Origin of the sequence: Trichocoleus sp. FACHB-6 (assembly GCF_014695815.1) — a bacterium.
GTDB lineage: Bacteria > Cyanobacteriota > Cyanobacteriia > Cyanobacteriales > FACHB-T130 > Funiculus > Funiculus sociatus.
The window spans coordinates 1-15,270 of sequence record NZ_JACJOY010000040.1; the positions used below are offsets into that span (position 1 = coordinate 1).

The 15,270-nt window shown below is 45.7% G+C and carries 15 protein-coding genes and 3 pseudogenes; 8 read left to right on the top strand and 10 right to left on the bottom strand.

Translation table 11 applies throughout. From position 1 onward, the window contains the following. The first annotated feature begins 122 nt into the window (after nucleotides 1-122). Together H6F66_RS07840 and H6F66_RS07845 are read left to right on the top strand one after the other, a co-directional pair. The gene (locus H6F66_RS07840; RefSeq protein WP_347269350.1) at nucleotides 123-707 is read left to right on the top strand and encodes a ParA family protein; all 585 of its coding nucleotides are present in this window, start codon (nucleotides 123-125) and stop codon (nucleotides 705-707) included. Continuing rightward, entirely contained in the window at nucleotides 694-1,143 is a 450-nt protein-coding gene (locus tag H6F66_RS07845) for a hypothetical protein (protein ID WP_190419947.1), read from the top strand. Before H6F66_RS07840 ends, H6F66_RS07845 begins: the two co-directional genes overlap by 14 nt. Before the next feature lie 115 nt (nucleotides 1,144-1,258). Here H6F66_RS07845 and H6F66_RS28830 read toward each other — a convergent pair. Beyond that, nucleotides 1,259-1,372: pseudogene (locus H6F66_RS28830) on the bottom strand (element excision factor XisI family protein); the annotation flags it as partial. A 15-nt stretch (nucleotides 1,373-1,387) separates the two neighbouring features. After that, a pseudogene (locus H6F66_RS29240) lies at nucleotides 1,388-1,633 on the bottom strand (element excision factor XisH family protein). Between the two features lie 83 nt (nucleotides 1,634-1,716). On the opposite strand from H6F66_RS29240, the gene H6F66_RS07860 reads away from it, so the two are divergent. Further along, nucleotides 1,717-3,651: a hypothetical protein gene (locus tag H6F66_RS07860; RefSeq protein WP_190419949.1), complete on the top strand. Its 1,935-nt coding sequence runs from the start codon at nucleotides 1,717-1,719 to the stop codon at nucleotides 3,649-3,651. Nucleotides 3,652-3,772: 121 nt separating this feature from the next. Here H6F66_RS07860 and H6F66_RS07870 read toward each other — a convergent pair whose 3' ends face one another. Beyond that, a complete protein-coding gene (locus H6F66_RS07870; protein WP_190419951.1) occupies nucleotides 3,773-6,022 on the bottom strand; it encodes an AAA family ATPase in 2,250 nt (749 codons plus the stop codon). A gap of 83 nt (nucleotides 6,023-6,105) precedes the next feature. After that, on the bottom strand, nucleotides 6,106-7,416 hold the full coding sequence (locus tag H6F66_RS07875; RefSeq protein ID WP_190419953.1) for a nucleotide disphospho-sugar-binding domain-containing protein: 1,311 nt from the start codon (nucleotides 7,414-7,416) through the stop codon (nucleotides 6,106-6,108). Between the two features lie 141 nt (nucleotides 7,417-7,557). Here H6F66_RS07875 and H6F66_RS07880 point away from each other — a divergent pair, with 141 nt between their 5' ends. The 5 genes from H6F66_RS07880 (at nucleotide 7,558) to H6F66_RS07890 (ending at nucleotide 9,856) form a co-directional block, all read left to right on the top strand. Continuing rightward, on the top strand, nucleotides 7,558-8,298 hold the full coding sequence (locus tag H6F66_RS07880) for a TetR/AcrR family transcriptional regulator (RefSeq protein WP_242018978.1): 741 nt from the start codon (nucleotides 7,558-7,560) through the stop codon (nucleotides 8,296-8,298). Between the two features lie 117 nt (nucleotides 8,299-8,415). Then, nucleotides 8,416-8,604 carry a hypothetical protein gene (locus H6F66_RS27585; RefSeq protein WP_199294788.1) on the top strand — a complete coding sequence of 63 codons (189 nt, stop codon included), beginning with the start codon at nucleotides 8,416-8,418 and terminating at the stop codon, nucleotides 8,602-8,604. Continuing rightward, entirely contained in the window at nucleotides 8,573-8,845 is a 273-nt protein-coding gene (locus tag H6F66_RS29245) for a transposase family protein (RefSeq protein WP_199294790.1), read from the top strand. The genes H6F66_RS27585 and H6F66_RS29245 overlap by 32 nt, the downstream gene beginning before the upstream one ends. Nucleotides 8,846-9,133: 288 nt before the next feature. Then, nucleotides 9,134-9,253 (top strand): hypothetical protein, encoded by a 120-nt coding sequence (locus tag H6F66_RS29250; protein WP_347269349.1) that lies wholly within the window; start codon nucleotides 9,134-9,136, stop codon nucleotides 9,251-9,253. Between the two features lie 354 nt (nucleotides 9,254-9,607). Further along, nucleotides 9,608-9,856, top strand: a complete 249-nt coding sequence (locus H6F66_RS07890; protein ID WP_190419955.1) for a hypothetical protein — start codon at nucleotides 9,608-9,610, stop codon at nucleotides 9,854-9,856. Between the two features lie 266 nt (nucleotides 9,857-10,122). Here H6F66_RS07890 and H6F66_RS07895 read toward each other — a convergent pair whose 3' ends face one another. The 6 genes and pseudogenes from H6F66_RS07895 to H6F66_RS07920 form a co-directional block, all read right to left on the bottom strand. Further along, a complete protein-coding gene (locus H6F66_RS07895; RefSeq protein ID WP_190419957.1) occupies nucleotides 10,123-10,824 on the bottom strand; it encodes a DevA family ABC transporter ATP-binding protein in 702 nt (233 codons plus the stop codon). A 60-nt stretch (nucleotides 10,825-10,884) separates the two neighbouring features. Further along, complete coding sequence (gene devC / locus H6F66_RS07900; RefSeq protein WP_190419959.1) at nucleotides 10,885-12,051, bottom strand: ABC transporter permease DevC; 1,167 nt, start codon at nucleotides 12,049-12,051, stop codon at nucleotides 10,885-10,887. 79 nt (nucleotides 12,052-12,130) lie between these two features. Then, nucleotides 12,131-12,475, bottom strand: coding sequence for a DUF2834 domain-containing protein (locus tag H6F66_RS07905; protein WP_190419961.1), 345 nt, complete (start codon nucleotides 12,473-12,475; stop codon nucleotides 12,131-12,133). Nucleotides 12,476-12,550: 75 nt separating this feature from the next. Then, the gene (locus tag H6F66_RS07910; protein WP_242018979.1) at nucleotides 12,551-13,744 is read right to left on the bottom strand and encodes an ABC exporter membrane fusion protein; all 1,194 of its coding nucleotides are present in this window, start codon (nucleotides 13,742-13,744) and stop codon (nucleotides 12,551-12,553) included. Continuing rightward, nucleotides 13,741-14,304, bottom strand: a complete 564-nt coding sequence (locus H6F66_RS07915) for a TetR/AcrR family transcriptional regulator (RefSeq protein ID WP_190419963.1) — start codon at nucleotides 14,302-14,304, stop codon at nucleotides 13,741-13,743. Before H6F66_RS07915 ends, H6F66_RS07910 begins: the two co-directional genes overlap by 4 nt. Before the next feature lie 486 nt (nucleotides 14,305-14,790). Then, a pseudogene (locus H6F66_RS07920) lies at nucleotides 14,791-14,979 on the bottom strand (AAA family ATPase); the annotation flags it as partial. Nucleotides 14,980-15,270 lie beyond the last annotated feature (291 nt).

Below are 15,270 nucleotides of genomic sequence, written 5' to 3' on the forward strand. Positions count from 1 at the left end.
TTATGAGTTATTGCCAGAAACATCGGAGACTTTTATTTATCTGGCAATGATCCGTATCATGGTCAGGCGGTTGGCATAATATTTAACCCCTCACCACTTTTCAAACATCCTCTTAGGATGGGATTTATGAGACGAGGTACGACAATCTGTTTTTGATTCCCTCTGATGACGCTCTGGACACGGTGCAAGATTATCTGGCAGGTAGCGGCACGGGTGCTTTGACACTGGGGCGACGGCTCAAGAGTGTTGCCAAACTCTTTAACTATTGCCTGATCGATGCGCCCCCGCAGCGATCGCAAATTTCCCTGACAGTAATTGGTGCGTCTGATGGGTTGATGATTCCCGTTGAAGCTTCGGTAAAAGGCTTACAGTCGTTGATTCGCACTTTGGAGTTGATTAACGAACTCAAGGAAGAGGATGAGACGTTTGGGGGGAGGGTTTTGGGTGTAGTTCCGTTTCGCGATCGCTGGGTGGGGTTGCGCCGCACGACGGAGAGTGAGAGCAATATTGAGTCGATGAAGCAAATTACTACCCAATGGTTTGAAAAAGATTTGGTGCTGCCATCGATCCGGGAGTCGGAGAAGTTCAAGCAAGCCATTAACCGAGGACTGACGCTTCACGAAATGGGGCAAGAGGATTTGGCTTATCCAATTGAGGTTCTAGTAGACAAGATTTATTCGTTGGACGGTAAGCATGACAAATCCTGACATTCGTTCGCTGATTACATCCAAGTCGCGCCCTAAAGTAACTCCGCGCGATACCTCACTCTCGCTCAAGCGCTCTCTAGAGGTGGAGGAGGAAGCTGCTGCATCTACTGAAATCAGTGATGCCGACAATTCTGCCCAAATTAATGGGGAGCCTCAAGAGTTACAGCGACTACAGGCGGAGTTAGACAACCTGCCACAGGTTGGAAAGCGGTTGGCTGTTCACTTAGAGCAAGGAATCAGAGCTGATTTACTGCGACTGTGTGAGTCGGAGGAGATTACGCCAGAAACGTTTATTGAAGCAGCAATAGCTTTGTTGCAATCCAAACCGGAGTTGAAAGAAGCAGTAGTAGCAGATGCCAAGGTGCGGTTGCGAACTCGCAAACGAGCTGGATTGGTCAAAAGGACAATGGCATTGGTTCAAAAGTACAGTAGTTAAGCTCTAACTAATAAGAAACTCCAGTTGCTTATTGAGGTTCGAGTTAAGGATGCTATGCGGTACAGAAGGGTTGAGTGTGCGATCACTATTCGATGCTTCATTAGATATTATGCAATTAAGCTACTGCAAAGCCTGTATACTCACGAATCTTGGGATGGCGAAAACCAAGTACTATATCTTCTTTGGGAACGCCTGCTTCTAGTAAATCGGTAGCAATCCCTTCCTCGGTAGTTTAATCGGGTATTCATTGCGCGATCGCCTCTCTTTCTTCATCAAAGACAATCAGCCTAATAATTTGGTTCTTTAGCAGAACTTGTCCTAATTCTATGGTAAATACGCTGTTGAAGGTAGGATGGGAGACGGCAAGATAGAGAATTCGCTCTATACCTATTTCGTTAAGGATTTGGCGCTAGAGAACATACTGTACCAAAGCTTGTTCTAAATCTTTGACATCAGGCTGTCCCACAAAACTCTTGACTTCAACAACAATTTTTTAGATGCCTTTTTCGACAGTAATGAGACGTTCTAAGTTAGGTTAATAGCTAGTAAAAAAAGTTGACTACAAGAGATTAAATGATAGACAGAGCAAAAATTCTGGAAGAGTTGCGTGAAATTGCAAAAGAACGTGGTGGTCACTGCCTTGCCAACGAATATATAAACTCTACAAGTAAATTACTTTTTGAGTGCAAACATAGACATCAGTTTGAATCTTGCCGAGATTATCTCAAGGCAGGGAACTGGTGCCCGTTTTGCGCTGGACGGGGAAGAACTATTGCAGACCTGCAAGAGTTAGCTGCTCAATATGGCGGACGTTGTCTTTCTCCTACATTTTTAGGTATGGGGAAAAAACACCTTTGGGAGTGTGCAGAAGGTCACAAATGGGAAGCTATCCCTCAAAATATCAAGACCCTTGGTAGATGGTGCCCGGATTGTGGGCGTGCAAAGAGCGACAAAAATCGGCGACGATACACCCTTGAGGATATGCAGAATTTAGCCCAGTTACGTAGCGGATTATGCCTATCGTCTCATTTTGAAAGTGTTGTAAAGAAATTAACCTGGCAATGTGCAGAGGGGCATATATGGGAAGCAACTCCACATAACATCAAGAATGATGGATGGTGTCCCAAATGTGCTCAAAAGATTCGTGGAGAGAAACGGAAAACACACACTATTGAAAAAATGCAGGTATTTGCTACTAGCAAGGGCGGTCGATGCTTGTCTCAGGTATTCATTAACGTTAAAGAAAGCCTACTGTGGCAATGTGCCGAAGGTCATCAATGGGAAGCTAATGCAGACAATATTATTAATGGAGGAAAGTGGTGTCCCGATTGCGCGGGAAATAATAAAAAGACAATTGAGGATATGCAAAGACTTGCAGCAGAACGAGGGGGCAAGTGTTTGTCTACTATCTATCAGGGTACAAACACAAAATTGCTATGGGAATGTCAAGAAGGTCACCGTTGGCAAACAATTCCGTCAATTATTGTTAGAGAAGGATGGTGTCCCGATTGCAGCGCTGGTTTAGGAGAGCGTATCTGTCGTGCATTTTTTGAACAGCTTTTTGGATATCCTTTCAATAAAACTAGACCGGAATGGTTACGCTCCGCTGATGGACATCAAATGGAACTTGATGGTTATTCTCCCTCACTAAAACTTGCTTTCGAGCATCAAGGACTCCAGCATTACAAGCACATTAAGTATTTCCACTCTTCTGATGCTAAGTTACTGAAAATACAAAATCGCGACCAACGAAAACGCGACCTCTGTAAGGCTCATGGTGTGACACTTATAGAGATTCCATCAATCTTAGATGTGCTTGGTATTGATAGCATTAAGTTTTTTATACGCGATGAACTGTTGAAAAAGGGCATTCCTCTGCCTTCTGGATTTGATGAGAAAAAAGTAGATTTACAGGCAGTCTATTGTCCAAATCGCTTAGGAGAATTACAAGCGATCGCGACAAAGCATGGAGGAAAACTAATATCAAAACAATATTTAGGTATCTTTGAACACCTAGAGTGGGAATGTGCAAAAGGTCATCGTTTTAAGGCAGCACCAAATAATGTAAAGAATAGTGGTAGCTGGTGTCCAAAATGCCTTGGAAAAGATAAAACTATTCAAGATATGCAGGCTTTCGCTGCTGAACGTAGCGGGAAGTGTCTGTCAGAAGAATACATCAACAGTGTTACACCTCTTCTATGGGAATGTAAGGAAGGTCATCAATGGAAGGCAAGACCAAGTAATGTTTTTTTCGGCACCTGGTGTCCTGAGTGTGCGAAGAAAGAAAGGGGATTAAAGAGACGGACTCACACAATTGAGGAGATGCACCAGATAGCCATAGTTCGCAATGGAAAGTGTTTATCTTCCGACTATAAAGGAACTAAACAAAAGCTATTATGGGAGTGCGAAAAGGGTCACAAATGGGAAGCTACACCTGAGAGTATTCTTCGTGGTGGTACTTGGTGTCCAAGATGTGCAAAACATAAAAGAACGCGACCATTACAGTAGCAGTGATCGGAAATCGCTCGTAGGTTGAGTTGAGGAAGGCAATCCAACATCTACTTTTGTTCATCATCGCTGGCATCATCAATGCGATCGCTTATGCTCTTCATTTGCCGCCTCACTGCCTTTACGACAACTCAGCCCGCAAAAAAGCGATCGCACTCTCCCAATTGACAGTTTGATGCAGCAAAGAGCGATTGAATAGCTCTTTTACAACACGGATTTCTTCTTCGTGGAGATTCTTCGCCAAATGCGCCGCATAAGAAGGTCTATTCGTTGCAGAAGTAGTAGCGAACCAGCGCTCGATTAAGGCTGGTGTAATATGCATTTGGGTGTGTGATCGCTCTTCATCCACTTCAACCACCAACCCTACATCCTCAAAGGCAACCCGTAACTCATCCGTATCCCAGTTCACCATTGGGTCTAACCTGTCGCTGTAAATTGCCTCTTCCGCTGCCACTAATCGCTGGTACAAGTCAGCATTTAACTTCGACTTTTCGAGCAAACGATAAAGCCGTTGCGTGTGGCGTGGCACCGTCTCAGCTAGTACCAAAACTCCCGACTGTTGCAGCCATTGAGCTAACAGTTTAGCTGCTGCTGGTTTATCCGGCTCATGGATAAGCGCATTGCGCCCGATGATGCAGTCAAACCGAATATCGGGGACTTGGGTTGCTAAAACCTCTGGCAACTCGTTTAAGGTAGAACTCAATACCACAGGACGCTTGAGGAGAGGAAGCGCCGCCACCTGTTCTTGTAGGGCAACAGCTTCAGCAGATGTCCGAGTACAGGCATAAACTCCACCTTCCGGTACCCGACGTAATCCTTCAAAGGTGAGTAAACCACTGCCTGCATTTAAGTCCAAAACAACATGATGACGCTGAAGTTGAGCTAAGGTGAAAATGCGATCGCGTACTGTAGCGAGTTGCTCACCCACCTGCCTCAATGTACGTTGCAACCATCGGTCAACTGTGCGATCAGTAGGTCCTGTTGTTAGCACTTCAACAGGTGAGACAAAAACACCTTCTGCCACCGCTTCAAGTTGCGCTTCCCGATGACGAGCTACCTGCGTCTTAATTTCCCCTTCAAACCCCTGCGTTGAAGGTTGATAGAATACTTGTCCCTGCAAACTGCTAGGCAAATACTGTTGAGCCACCCAATGGTCACGGTAGGCGTGAGGATAAAGATAACCGGCTCCGTGCCCCAATCCTTTCTTATCCCGGTTAGCATCCTTGAGGTGATTGGGTACCTCCGCCTCCCGTTCTTTTTCAACGACGGCTAGCGCATCGAAAAAGCCCATAACGCTATTAGATTTGGGAGCGTTGGCGAGATACAGCGTAGCTTGAGCGAGGTGATAGCGTCCCTCCGGCATCCCCACCCACTCAAAGGCGCTAGCGCAGCCATTAACAACCACTACGGCATTCGGGTCAGCCAGTCCCACATCTTCACTGGCTAAAATTAACATTCGCCGGAAAATGAAGCGGGGGTCTTCTCCGGCATAGACCATTTTAGCTAGCCAGTATAAAGCCGCATCCGGGTCGGAACCCCGCAAACTTTTGATAAAGGCACTGATGGTATCGAAGTGGGCATCTCCTTCCTTGTCATAGAGTACAGCCCTCTGCTGAATCGATTCCTCTGCAACAGCCAGCGTAACGCGAACAGTCCCAGTTTCGTCGGGGGGTGTGGTTTCAACTGCCAGTTCCAAGGCATTGAGTAAGGAACGGGCATCACCGTTGGCGACATTGACTAGGTGAGCGATCGCGTCCGGCTCTACGATTACAGATAGCTGACCATAACCGCGTTCTGGGTCAGTTAGTGCCTGTTCCAAGACACGCGGTAAGTCAGCTTCATTGAGAGGCTTAAGCTGAAAGATGCGCGAGCGGCTTACCAAAGCTTTGTTAACTTCAAAATAGGGATTTTCTGTGGTTGCACCAATCAGGATGACTGTTCCATTTTCCACCCAAGGGAGCATTGCATCTTGTTGGGATTTATTAAAGCGGTGAACCTCGTCTACAAACAGGATAGTGCGCTGATTGTGTTCCTTTTGATGTTTTTGAGCGGTTGCGATCGCATCCCGAATCTCTTTTACCCCAGAGAGAACAGCATTAATCGCAATGAAGTGAGCGCGGGTGGTATTGGCAATAATCCGAGCGAGGGTTGTTTTCCCAGTACCGGGTGGACCAAAAAAGATGACCGAAGAAAGTTGGTCAGCTTGAATCGCACGGCGCAACAGGCGTCCAGGTCCGATGATGTGGTCTTGCCCGATAAATTCATCAAGGGTGCGAGGACGCATCCGAGCTGCGAGGGGTTCCTCGTTGTCCACTAATTGTTGGCGCTTCTTGTCGAACAAGTCCGTCTTCACCCACTTGCAAATCGGCATTTGCTAGTATAAGGCAACCATTTATTAGCTAGGAATCTAAATGATTCTTCCTCATACTTAGTGCAGTTTGTGAAGGAAAGATGTTAGTCAATCGCCCTGAGAACAGGCTTTTTGGTTGATGCCAGTTGCTCCAATAGGGCAGTAGCTAGTGCAGGTGCATCATACTGAGCAATTTCAGTTTTGAAACGGAAAGCCCTTTGCCGATATTGGGATGAACCGAGGATTTTCATCACAGCATCTCGAATCTGCATTGGTCTAGGTGTACTTGTTTTGAGGTCAATTCCCACCCCAGCCCATTGCACCCTGGCACAAATTTCAGGTTTCTCCTCAGTTTGCCCAGCAGTTACCAGCGGTACCCCATTCGCTAAAGCCAATTGCACACCGTTGAATCCAGCGTTAGTCACCATGACATCCACATGAGGGAGCAGATGCTCGTAGGGAATAAACTTCTCGACTCTGACATTGGCAGGCATTAAGTCAAGTCCAAGATTGTCAATCGGCTGTCCTCCAGTTGTAACAATGACCAGCACGTTATCCTTGGCAAGTGCCTCGATTGCAGGCTTAATCAGGTCGCCTGCATCCGTTGCCACAGTCCCTTGCGTAACGAAGACAACTGGCTTACCGTCAGAAAGCTCCTCCCACCAAGCAGGCCGTGTAAAGTTAGCTTCCAGACTGGGCAAAAACGGTCCGATAAAATGCACTTGCCCTGGTAAATCGCTACGGGGATACTCAAACGTTGGAGTAGTTCCCTGCAAGTAGAGAAACGGGGATAGGGCGGCGGTGAAAAAGTCCTGGGACTTGGGTGGTAACCCAACACTGACTCTCACGCGATCGAGATGAACCGTTACATCGCGCATCAAGACTCGCTGTGACAACCCATTCAAAAGTGCATTTCGCAATCGCCCAAACGCTGAATTAGTAGGCTGTATACCGAGTCCAAACGGAGCGGTATCGCGGCTGCCCAAGGGTAAAGCAGACATGCCAAAGGCTGCCCACGGCAACCCCGTTTTTTCCGAAAGCCATGACACGCCAATGAAGAAGACATCGCATAGCAGGACATCGGCTGGAAAAGAGCGAAGGATTTGTGTCAAGTCTAATAGCTGCGTAACTCCAGCATCGATGAAGCCATGCTTGAGGTAGAACTTAAACTGCGCCACCCCCTTGTTTGCTTCTTTCTGGTCTAACCACGACTGAGGAATGGTACTCATATCCGTAAAGTCTAATCCGGTGCGAATCGGGACGTGGTATGCACCAGTCGCTTCAACCTTTTCCTTAAATCCTTTGCCTGTGTACCACCATACTTCATGAGAGCGCTCCACTAGGAAGCGGGCGATCGGTAATGCTGGATTAACGTGTCCGGCTGCGGGAATTGTAGCAATCAGAAAACGAGCCATTTTGATGCAGAAACTCCAATGAACTCAGGGTGTCAGCGCCTTCCGGTTTTAATGAATTAAATTTTTAATTCATTGTCAGGGGTGAGTCCTGGTTCTGTCAAGAATGGATTAAATTTTTAGTTAACAAGAGCCACTTAGACCTTGAGTACCTGTAAAGTTCAAAGAGAAGGGCTTTACCTTCCCTACCGCCGTCCTGTCATCGATTTGTTTACCCCTGTGAGCCAAAAAGCCAAAAACCAAAAAACACCTGCTGCTGCTTCTGTCAAGCGTCCAGTACGTGATGCAGAGGCGACCAAACAAGAGATTCTCGATGCCGCAGAGGAGGAGTTTGCCTTCCACGGACTCAGTGGAGCGCGAACTGAAGCGATCGCTAAGAGTGCAGGCGTAGCACCGCGAATGATCTACTACTACTTTCAGAGCAAGGAAGGGCTTTACCAAGCGGTTTTAGAGCGACCGGCGACACAATTCCAGGAGGTGCTTTTGCAACTCAACCTAGAACAATTGCCAGCAGCAGAAGCGTTAAGAGCGTTTTTGCGAACCACAATCGCCTACGAGGCTTCTCATCGCCATCGGGGAATGTTGTTGTTTCAGGAAGCTTCTCAGAATCAGGGCAAGTATTTCAAGCTGACAAACTGGCAACAACCAATTGCCTCCCTGACTGAAATTTTGGAGCGGGGGATGCAAGAGGGAATATTCTGCAAGCTCGATGGGTACATGACCACTCTGACGATTATCGGTGTGTGCGTTTTCTACGCCAATGCTCATGAAAACTTGAAGCATCTAGAGCCAGAGCGGGATTTATTGAGTCCAGAATTGATTGAGCAGTACACCCAAGCGGCAATTAACTTGGTTTTGACGGGAGTGCTGCATCAGGAAAAGTAGAGCTACAGTCAGTAGACCGAAAACTTTTGCGATCGCGCTCCAGCACACTAGACCTCTTGCGGAATTAAGATAAATAAGCTTGCATAGAAGAATTAAATAACAGTTATAGACAACTAAATGAAATATAAACAAGCTTTGTCAAATTCACCATCTGACTTCAAAAGACTGTATGGAGTGACACCAGAAACGTGCGAGGAAAATGGTGCAAGTAGTGCGGGATGCCAAGCATGGCAGCCGTGGCAGCTATTCCAAGCTAACAATACCAGACCAAATATTGCTGACATTAGAGTATTGGCGAGAGTATAGAACGCTATTTCACATAGCAAAAAATTGGGGGGTACACGAATCAACGGCTCAACGGACAGTCAAGAGAACTGAAAATATGTTAATTAAGAGTATAAAATTCGGCTTGCCAAGTCAAAGAGAAATGGTCAAAAACAACACAGAAATAGAAGTAGTAATTGTAAATGTAGCAGAAACAGAAATAGAACGGCCTAAAAAAAACAGAAGCCCTACTACAGCGACAAGGAAAAGTGTCATAGGCTGAAAATGCAACTGATAATAAATCGAGCTACATCAGAGGTTATATGTGCGGCAAGCAATAGGAAAGGGAAGGGAACAGGACTTAAAAATATTCAAAGAGAGTAAAATCATTGCTGTGTCGAGGATTCAGATTGTAGCAGATAAAGGATATCAGGGAATAAAAAAATATCATCATAATAACAGTAAAATCCCTCATAAGAGACCCAGTAATTCTCAGTTAAGCGCTAAGCACAAGTGAGAAAATAGAAGTTTAGCTAAACTCAAGATTAAAGTTGAGCATACCATTAGATGCTTGAAGATATTCAGAATTTTGTCTAGCCGTTATAGAAATCGAAGTCAGCGATTTGGATTGCGAGTAAACTTAATTGCAGGAATTTATAATTATGAGCTAAAAATAGCTAAATCATCTTAATTCCGCAAGAGGTCTACTGTTTTAGGTGGAGGAGTTAGAATGAGAACCCGATTAAGGAAGCAAAACCGGATAACGAGCGAGATTATTTGACACCTGATGAGATAGGGCGGTTGATAGAAGCTGCAAAAAAAAACAGGGCGATATTAAAGCCTTGAGTGAGCTAATCAGCACGCACGGCACAAGCCCAACGCGCTTGTGTTGATTTAGGGTTATTAATGAAAATCTCATACTCTGTTTGCCTTAAAATTTAAAGCTTTCTAGCCAAACGCCAAACTTTGGGCTGCGCCAGGTTTTGAGACAAAAAAACCTGAACTGCCTATCGACCAAGTAATACAAAATAGTCGGAACAGTTTTTTGGATGAAATTGAATGCTTGTTGTTTGATGGATTTAGAACCTTCAGCTTAAGTGGATCTTTGCCCTTGAATGAATTTGTCTTCTTCTATCCTGAAAGCCACACTTTGGTCTTAACAGATACGGCTTTTCATTTTAATGAAAGCTTTCCCTTGATAACACAATTAGTAGCCAGAGTACTTGGGGAGTACAAAGAACTTGGACCCTCGTTATTAGAGCAGTTGGCTACACAAGAAAAAGAGAAGGTATAACAGTCGGTTCAAAAGGTACTCTCTTGGGACTTCAGAAGGGTGATTATGGCTCATGGCAGCCTTGTAGAGACTGATGCAAAGAAAAGGTTTAAGGAAGGGTACGAGTGGTCAGTTTGACGAATAGATTCCACAAGTGAAGCCTCATTACCTCGCTTAAAGGCTAGTCGGTTAAGTTCAGCTATCGCCTGGTCGTCTGAGGGAGTTCGAGAGCGAATATTCATCAATTCGGATTGAGTACACAAGGGAATTGCTTTCACTCCTCGCAACTATTCTACGAGTGCAACAGCATCAGAGTTGGCTGCCAAGCGCCCGTCTTCCATATAAACAATGCGATCGGCAATATCCAAAATCCGATTATCATGCGTCACTAGCAAAATTGTGCAGCCTTGTTCCTTTGCTAGTTTCTGCATCATTTCTACCACATCTCGACCTGATTTTTTATCCAGTGCAGCGGTAGGTTCGTCTGCCAGAACAATTTTAGGATGGCTAACTAAGGCACGCGCGATCGCAACTCGTTGCTTTTGTCCTCCAGATAGATTATCAGTGTAGTAATCCACACGATTTCCTAAACCAACTGTCTTGAGAATATCAGTTGCTATCTCATCCATATTTTGGTCTAGAAAGCGCTCGTGTAGCTCTAGAGACATTCGCACATTCTGCTTAGCCGTGAGAAAAGTCAACAGGTTATGTGCTTGGAAGATGTAGCCAATTTGCTGTCGCACCTGCCTCATTGCTTTCTTACTTGCTCCATTCATTTCTTGCCCCAGAATTTTCAAGTTTCCTTCTTGTGCAGAACGCAGTCCTCCCATTAGTGTTAGCAGCGTCGTTTTACCAGACCCCGATGGTCCAGTCATGATTACAATCTCTCCGGGATAGATGTCGAGATTGATATCAAATAGTGCTTGTTTTCGCAGTTCTCCTTCACCGAAGTAGTGATTGAGTTGGTGGACAGAAATTACGGGTTGCATAGATGGTAATAGCTAATTGGTAATAAGTAATTGGTAGTAAAACCAATGACTAATGACTAATTAAAAAATGTCAGCGGGGTCGGCAGACTGTAACTTCCGCATTGCGATCGCTCCCGATGCAATACACATTACAAGCGTCAAAGACAGCACGAGTACGAGACGATCTAGCGACATTTTGACGGGAAGTAGCGTCGCCTGGGCAATGAGTCCGTAAAGCCCTAGTGAAACCGCAAATCCGGGCACAAAACCCATAATTGCCAGAATCAACGCCTCTTGCAGCAAAATACCAACTAGGAAGCGATCGCCATAGCCCATTGCTTTGAGCGTGGCGTATTCGGGTAGGTGATCGGAAACATCAGAGTAAAGAATCTGATAAACAATTACCGTCCCCACCAAAAAGCCCACGATAGTTCCAAAGCCAAAGATCACACCGATGGGACTAACTTGACTCCAATAGTTTCTTTCGCGTTGGATAAATTCTTCCTTGGTTAGAACCAGCACATCATTCGGCAATTTGGCTTTTAAATCTGCTTGCACTTGCTTGATGTCTGCACCGCGTTTCAACGTAATTAAACCGACATCAATATCATCCGGTTTGCGTTCTGGAAACAGACGCAAAAATGTAGAGTCACTAACAATCAGATTGCCATCTGCCGAGAAAGAGGCTCCCATTGTGAAGACACCAGTGACTTGAATTTGTAAGTCATTCAGTTGAGCTGAAAGCGGTTTAGATTGCTGAAGTTGACTGGCAACATTACCCAAATCAGGTCGCGCTGCCTGGTCATAAAGCACATAATTCAACATCTTGAGTTTATTCAATTCGGACGCAGCATCTGGCACATCCATTGCTGGATTACTTGGGTTGAAACCATAAATCTGCACCTGCCAGAATGTTCTATTAGCAGGATTTCGCCATCTTCCGATTCCTAGATAGAGAGAGTTGATGGCAGCGACTCCGTCTGTGCCTGCTGCTTGAAATAACCTGGAACGCGAGAAGGGTTTGATAGTCTGCACGTTATCAGACACAGAATTTAGCAAGAACAGGTCGCCCCGCAGCCTGTAGTGCATCCCCGTAGCAGACGTATAGGCAGACTCCATCAGTCCAAGCTGGAAAAACATCAGGATATCGGCGAAGCCAATTCCAGCTAAGGCAACAAAGAGGCGGGTTTTTTCTCGCTTCACCTGTAACCAGGCTAGAGGTGTTTTGCGAAGTAGTTTACGCAACATAACTTGAGTACTTGAACGAAGAGAGTACAAAGTTGGAGAACGGAAAATGACTGATAGCTTGGTTAAAGCAGGAGCGTCTTTAAGACTGAACTATGTGCTCTAATTGAGTGGTTTCTTCGAGCTTGCGTTGCCGCAGGAGGAGAAACAGAGGTAGTGCTAACGAAACACCAACTAGTAAATTACTGGCGACGTAGATCCACAGGTTTTTCATTTTGAGCCGTGAACCTTCAGACCACACAAATGTCCACAGAACAAGAGATGAAACCAGGACATCCATACCAAAGAACGCAGAAATTCGATTGATAAAAAGCTGCTCAAAGAAACGTTCCAAATCAAGTCCGTTTTCAAGTAGAAATGGGATGAATTGGGAGTAGGGTAAAGCAATTCCCAAAATGCAAAGAATCAGATATGTGCCTTGAAGCATAGTACTTATTTCCTGGTGTAGGTTTATCTGATGACAGGCAAGTACAAAGTTTAGATATCGGGCGACCGTTATTTTTTACTTCAAACTCACTTGCGGTTGAATGGCGACCTGTACCTGCAAGTTGGTTAGGCTTGCCACTTGTTGACTATCCTTTGAATTGAGGCGAATTCTGACCTCAATGACGCGGCGATCGAGGTTCTGTCCGGGCTGATTGCTGAAGACTTTTTGCTGGCTGACTTGCAACCCGACTTGGCGAACCGTTCCCCGCAGTTCTCCAGAAATCCCTTCACCAGTAACGATCGCTGATTGACCGCTGCGAATCTTGGCAATGTCACTCTGGTAAATTTCTGCAACCACTTCCATTGGGTCAGTCTTTCCCAAGTCAACAATGCCTTCGTCAGCGATCGCCTCACCGGCTTTAGTGTAAACTTCCAAAACTTGCCCTGCGATCGGTGCGCGAATGGTTGCCTCCTTCAACTCAGCCTCAGCCCGTTTAACTGCTGCCACTGCCTGGTTTATCTCGGTTTGCGCCACCCGGACATCTTCAGGGCGAACTTCGGCAATCTGGTTTAGAGTCGCCCTAGCTCGATTGGTTTGGGCACGCAATGTGTCAGCCGTGCGATTCTGACTGGCTTTAGCTTCGTTGAGTTGTGCCTGTGCCGTTTCTAACGTGAGTCGCCGTTGGTCAAGGTTGGACGCCGAGAGCGCTCCCTCCCGATACAAACCTAGATAGCGGTTATAGTCTGCCTGTGCGACATTAACCTCGGATTGCCGCCGAGCAATAATGGCGGATTGAGTCGCTATTTCGCCCCGCAGCTCTTCTTCAAGACGAGTAATTTCGGCTTGTTGAGCGGCAATTTCCCCAGATTTTGCCCCTGCTTTGACTTGAGCCAGTCTTGCTTGGGCTGTGCTAACTCGCTCCTGCGCCTCAAGTAAAGCCGTTTGTAGCCTTTCGCGACTATCGAGAATCGCAATCTCTTGACCGACCTGAACGCGATCGCCTCGCTTAACCAGCAGTTGAGTAACGCGATCGTTATTTAGCGTTGCTGGGGCAGCCAGTCGCACCACTTCTGAGGCAGGTTCTAGTCGTCCCAACGCTGTGATTGGCTCAATAGTGGGTGTAGGTGCCACAGGTTCGGCAGGCTTCTGTCCAAACTCAGAAATGCTGTAGTAGAGGGAGCCGCCTGTGACAGCAATTCCCGAAACAATGAGCGCGATCGTCCAGCGATTAAGAGGCTTTAGCCGTTGCAGGATCATAGGGTTCTTCATCCTTCTAGGTAAGTAATCAACATCTTTCCAAGTAGTGTTACCTGTTCAAAGATTGGGATGTCATTGTCTTCCATGCGAGCCAGCATCAAGCCCATAAGTTGAATCATCACAAAGTCTGCAAGGGCTGGGTCTGGAATTCTAAAGAAGTCGGCAAAAGCTTGCTTGTTTCGTTGTCTGATTCGTGCAAGAACAGCGTTATTGCGAACTGCCTCGATGCCCTGCTGCTGAGAAAAGTCAACCATCATAAAGGTTTCTTTCATCAAACGGTCTTCATACTTGACTGCAAAGTTAGCAAGTGCCTCAAAGCGCTCTGATCGCGATTGCCCGTCTTTTAATTCGCTGGCAAAGATTTGCAAATACTCTTGACTCATTTCTTCAACCAGTTGCTCAAACATATCCTCCTTGCGTGGGAAGTAGTAGTAAAGTGTTCCGGTTGATACGCCCAACTCTTTAGCAATCTGTCGAGTTGTGATGGAAGCGTATCCTTTCTGGGCAAACAGGTCAAAGCACTTGTGGAGCAACTCTTTGCGATATTGCTCATGGTCAACAATCTTCGGCATCTAGATTTTATATCGGGCAACCGTTATTTAATGTAACTTAACGGTAGCACAGCGTCAACTGGGCGATCGCTCAACTTGCGTCGTCTTCAGCATCTGTCAGATAACAAATTATTTGTCGCTATTAACACATTAGTGCCGTTAATCCAAAAACCTTTCAAATCTTTTACAGTAGGGGTTTTGGGCTAAGTAACACTTCGGTAAGGATTCCTCATTTAAAGCCATAATTGTCTTAACTCCAGCTTTTCTTCATCCAAATATATCTAGGCTTTGGTAGCGATAGAAACGCTCAACGACAACATTTTGGTAAGACGACAAATAATCTGTTATTCGAGATTTGGTCATTGGATGAAACCCGGCAATATCCAATTCTCATTAAAAATGTCTTATAACTTATCTATTAATCCTCTTATAGGACATAGATAAAAAGATGGGTTATGAGACAGGGTGCAAGTAGATTTGAGGCGCGTTGCGCTAGCTTAAGAAATGTGCGTCATAAACGGTTTTATCCAAACTCTCAGGGTCAACTCCCATGAAAATCGTTAGCGACGCTTGGGGGTCGAGGTCGATGAGGAGAACCTTGTGACCCCGTGTAGAGAGGTGGTAGCCCAAGTTCTGAGTAATTGTCGTTTTCCCGACCCCACACCCTTGATTAAATAGTGCGATCGCTCGGCTCATAGAGTTGATTGCGTGGCACATTTAGCTTGAGTGCCAGCATAGCGTGAATGAGTGGCTTTCCTTCATCTTTATCTGTCTAAGCGCACGCTTCGCGTCTAAATCCTTGGGCAAAAAGATGCTAAATTTTTGTCGCAAATTGCTCAATTGAAGTAAAAAGATGGGAAATGCTCACAATTTAAGAGGATGTTTTAAAAGTCGGTTAGATAGCAAAAAAGCTCACTCAGTGTAAGCTGCGAATATGTAGTACACAGCACTGAGAGAGCGTTATGAGTAAAGCTTACCCCAGTAATT

Coding starts and splice junctions, on each gene's coding strand:
- H6F66_RS07915 (WP_190419963.1), bottom strand. CDS start 14,304: ATGCCGAAGATTGTTGACCATGAGCAATATCGCAAAGAGTTGCTCCAC.
- H6F66_RS07870 (WP_190419951.1), bottom strand. CDS start 6,022: ATGCCGATTTGCAAGTGGGTGAAGACGGACTTGTTCGACAAGAAGCGC.
- H6F66_RS07845 (WP_190419947.1), top strand. CDS start 694: ATGACAAATCCTGACATTCGTTCGCTGATTACATCCAAGTCGCGCCCT.
- H6F66_RS07910 (WP_242018979.1), bottom strand. CDS start 13,744: ATGAAGAACCCTATGATCCTGCAACGGCTAAAGCCTCTTAATCGCTGG.
- H6F66_RS07860 (WP_190419949.1), top strand. CDS start 1,717: ATGATAGACAGAGCAAAAATTCTGGAAGAGTTGCGTGAAATTGCAAAA.
- H6F66_RS07895 (WP_190419957.1), bottom strand. CDS start 10,824: ATGCAACCCGTAATTTCTGTCCACCAACTCAATCACTACTTCGGTGAA.
- devC (WP_190419959.1), bottom strand. CDS start 12,051: ATGTTGCGTAAACTACTTCGCAAAACACCTCTAGCCTGGTTACAGGTG.
- H6F66_RS07905 (WP_190419961.1), bottom strand. CDS start 12,475: ATGCTTCAAGGCACATATCTGATTCTTTGCATTTTGGGAATTGCTTTA.
- H6F66_RS07875 (WP_190419953.1), bottom strand. CDS start 7,416: ATGGCTCGTTTTCTGATTGCTACAATTCCCGCAGCCGGACACGTTAAT.
- H6F66_RS27585 (WP_199294788.1), top strand. CDS start 8,416: ATGAAATATAAACAAGCTTTGTCAAATTCACCATCTGACTTCAAAAGA.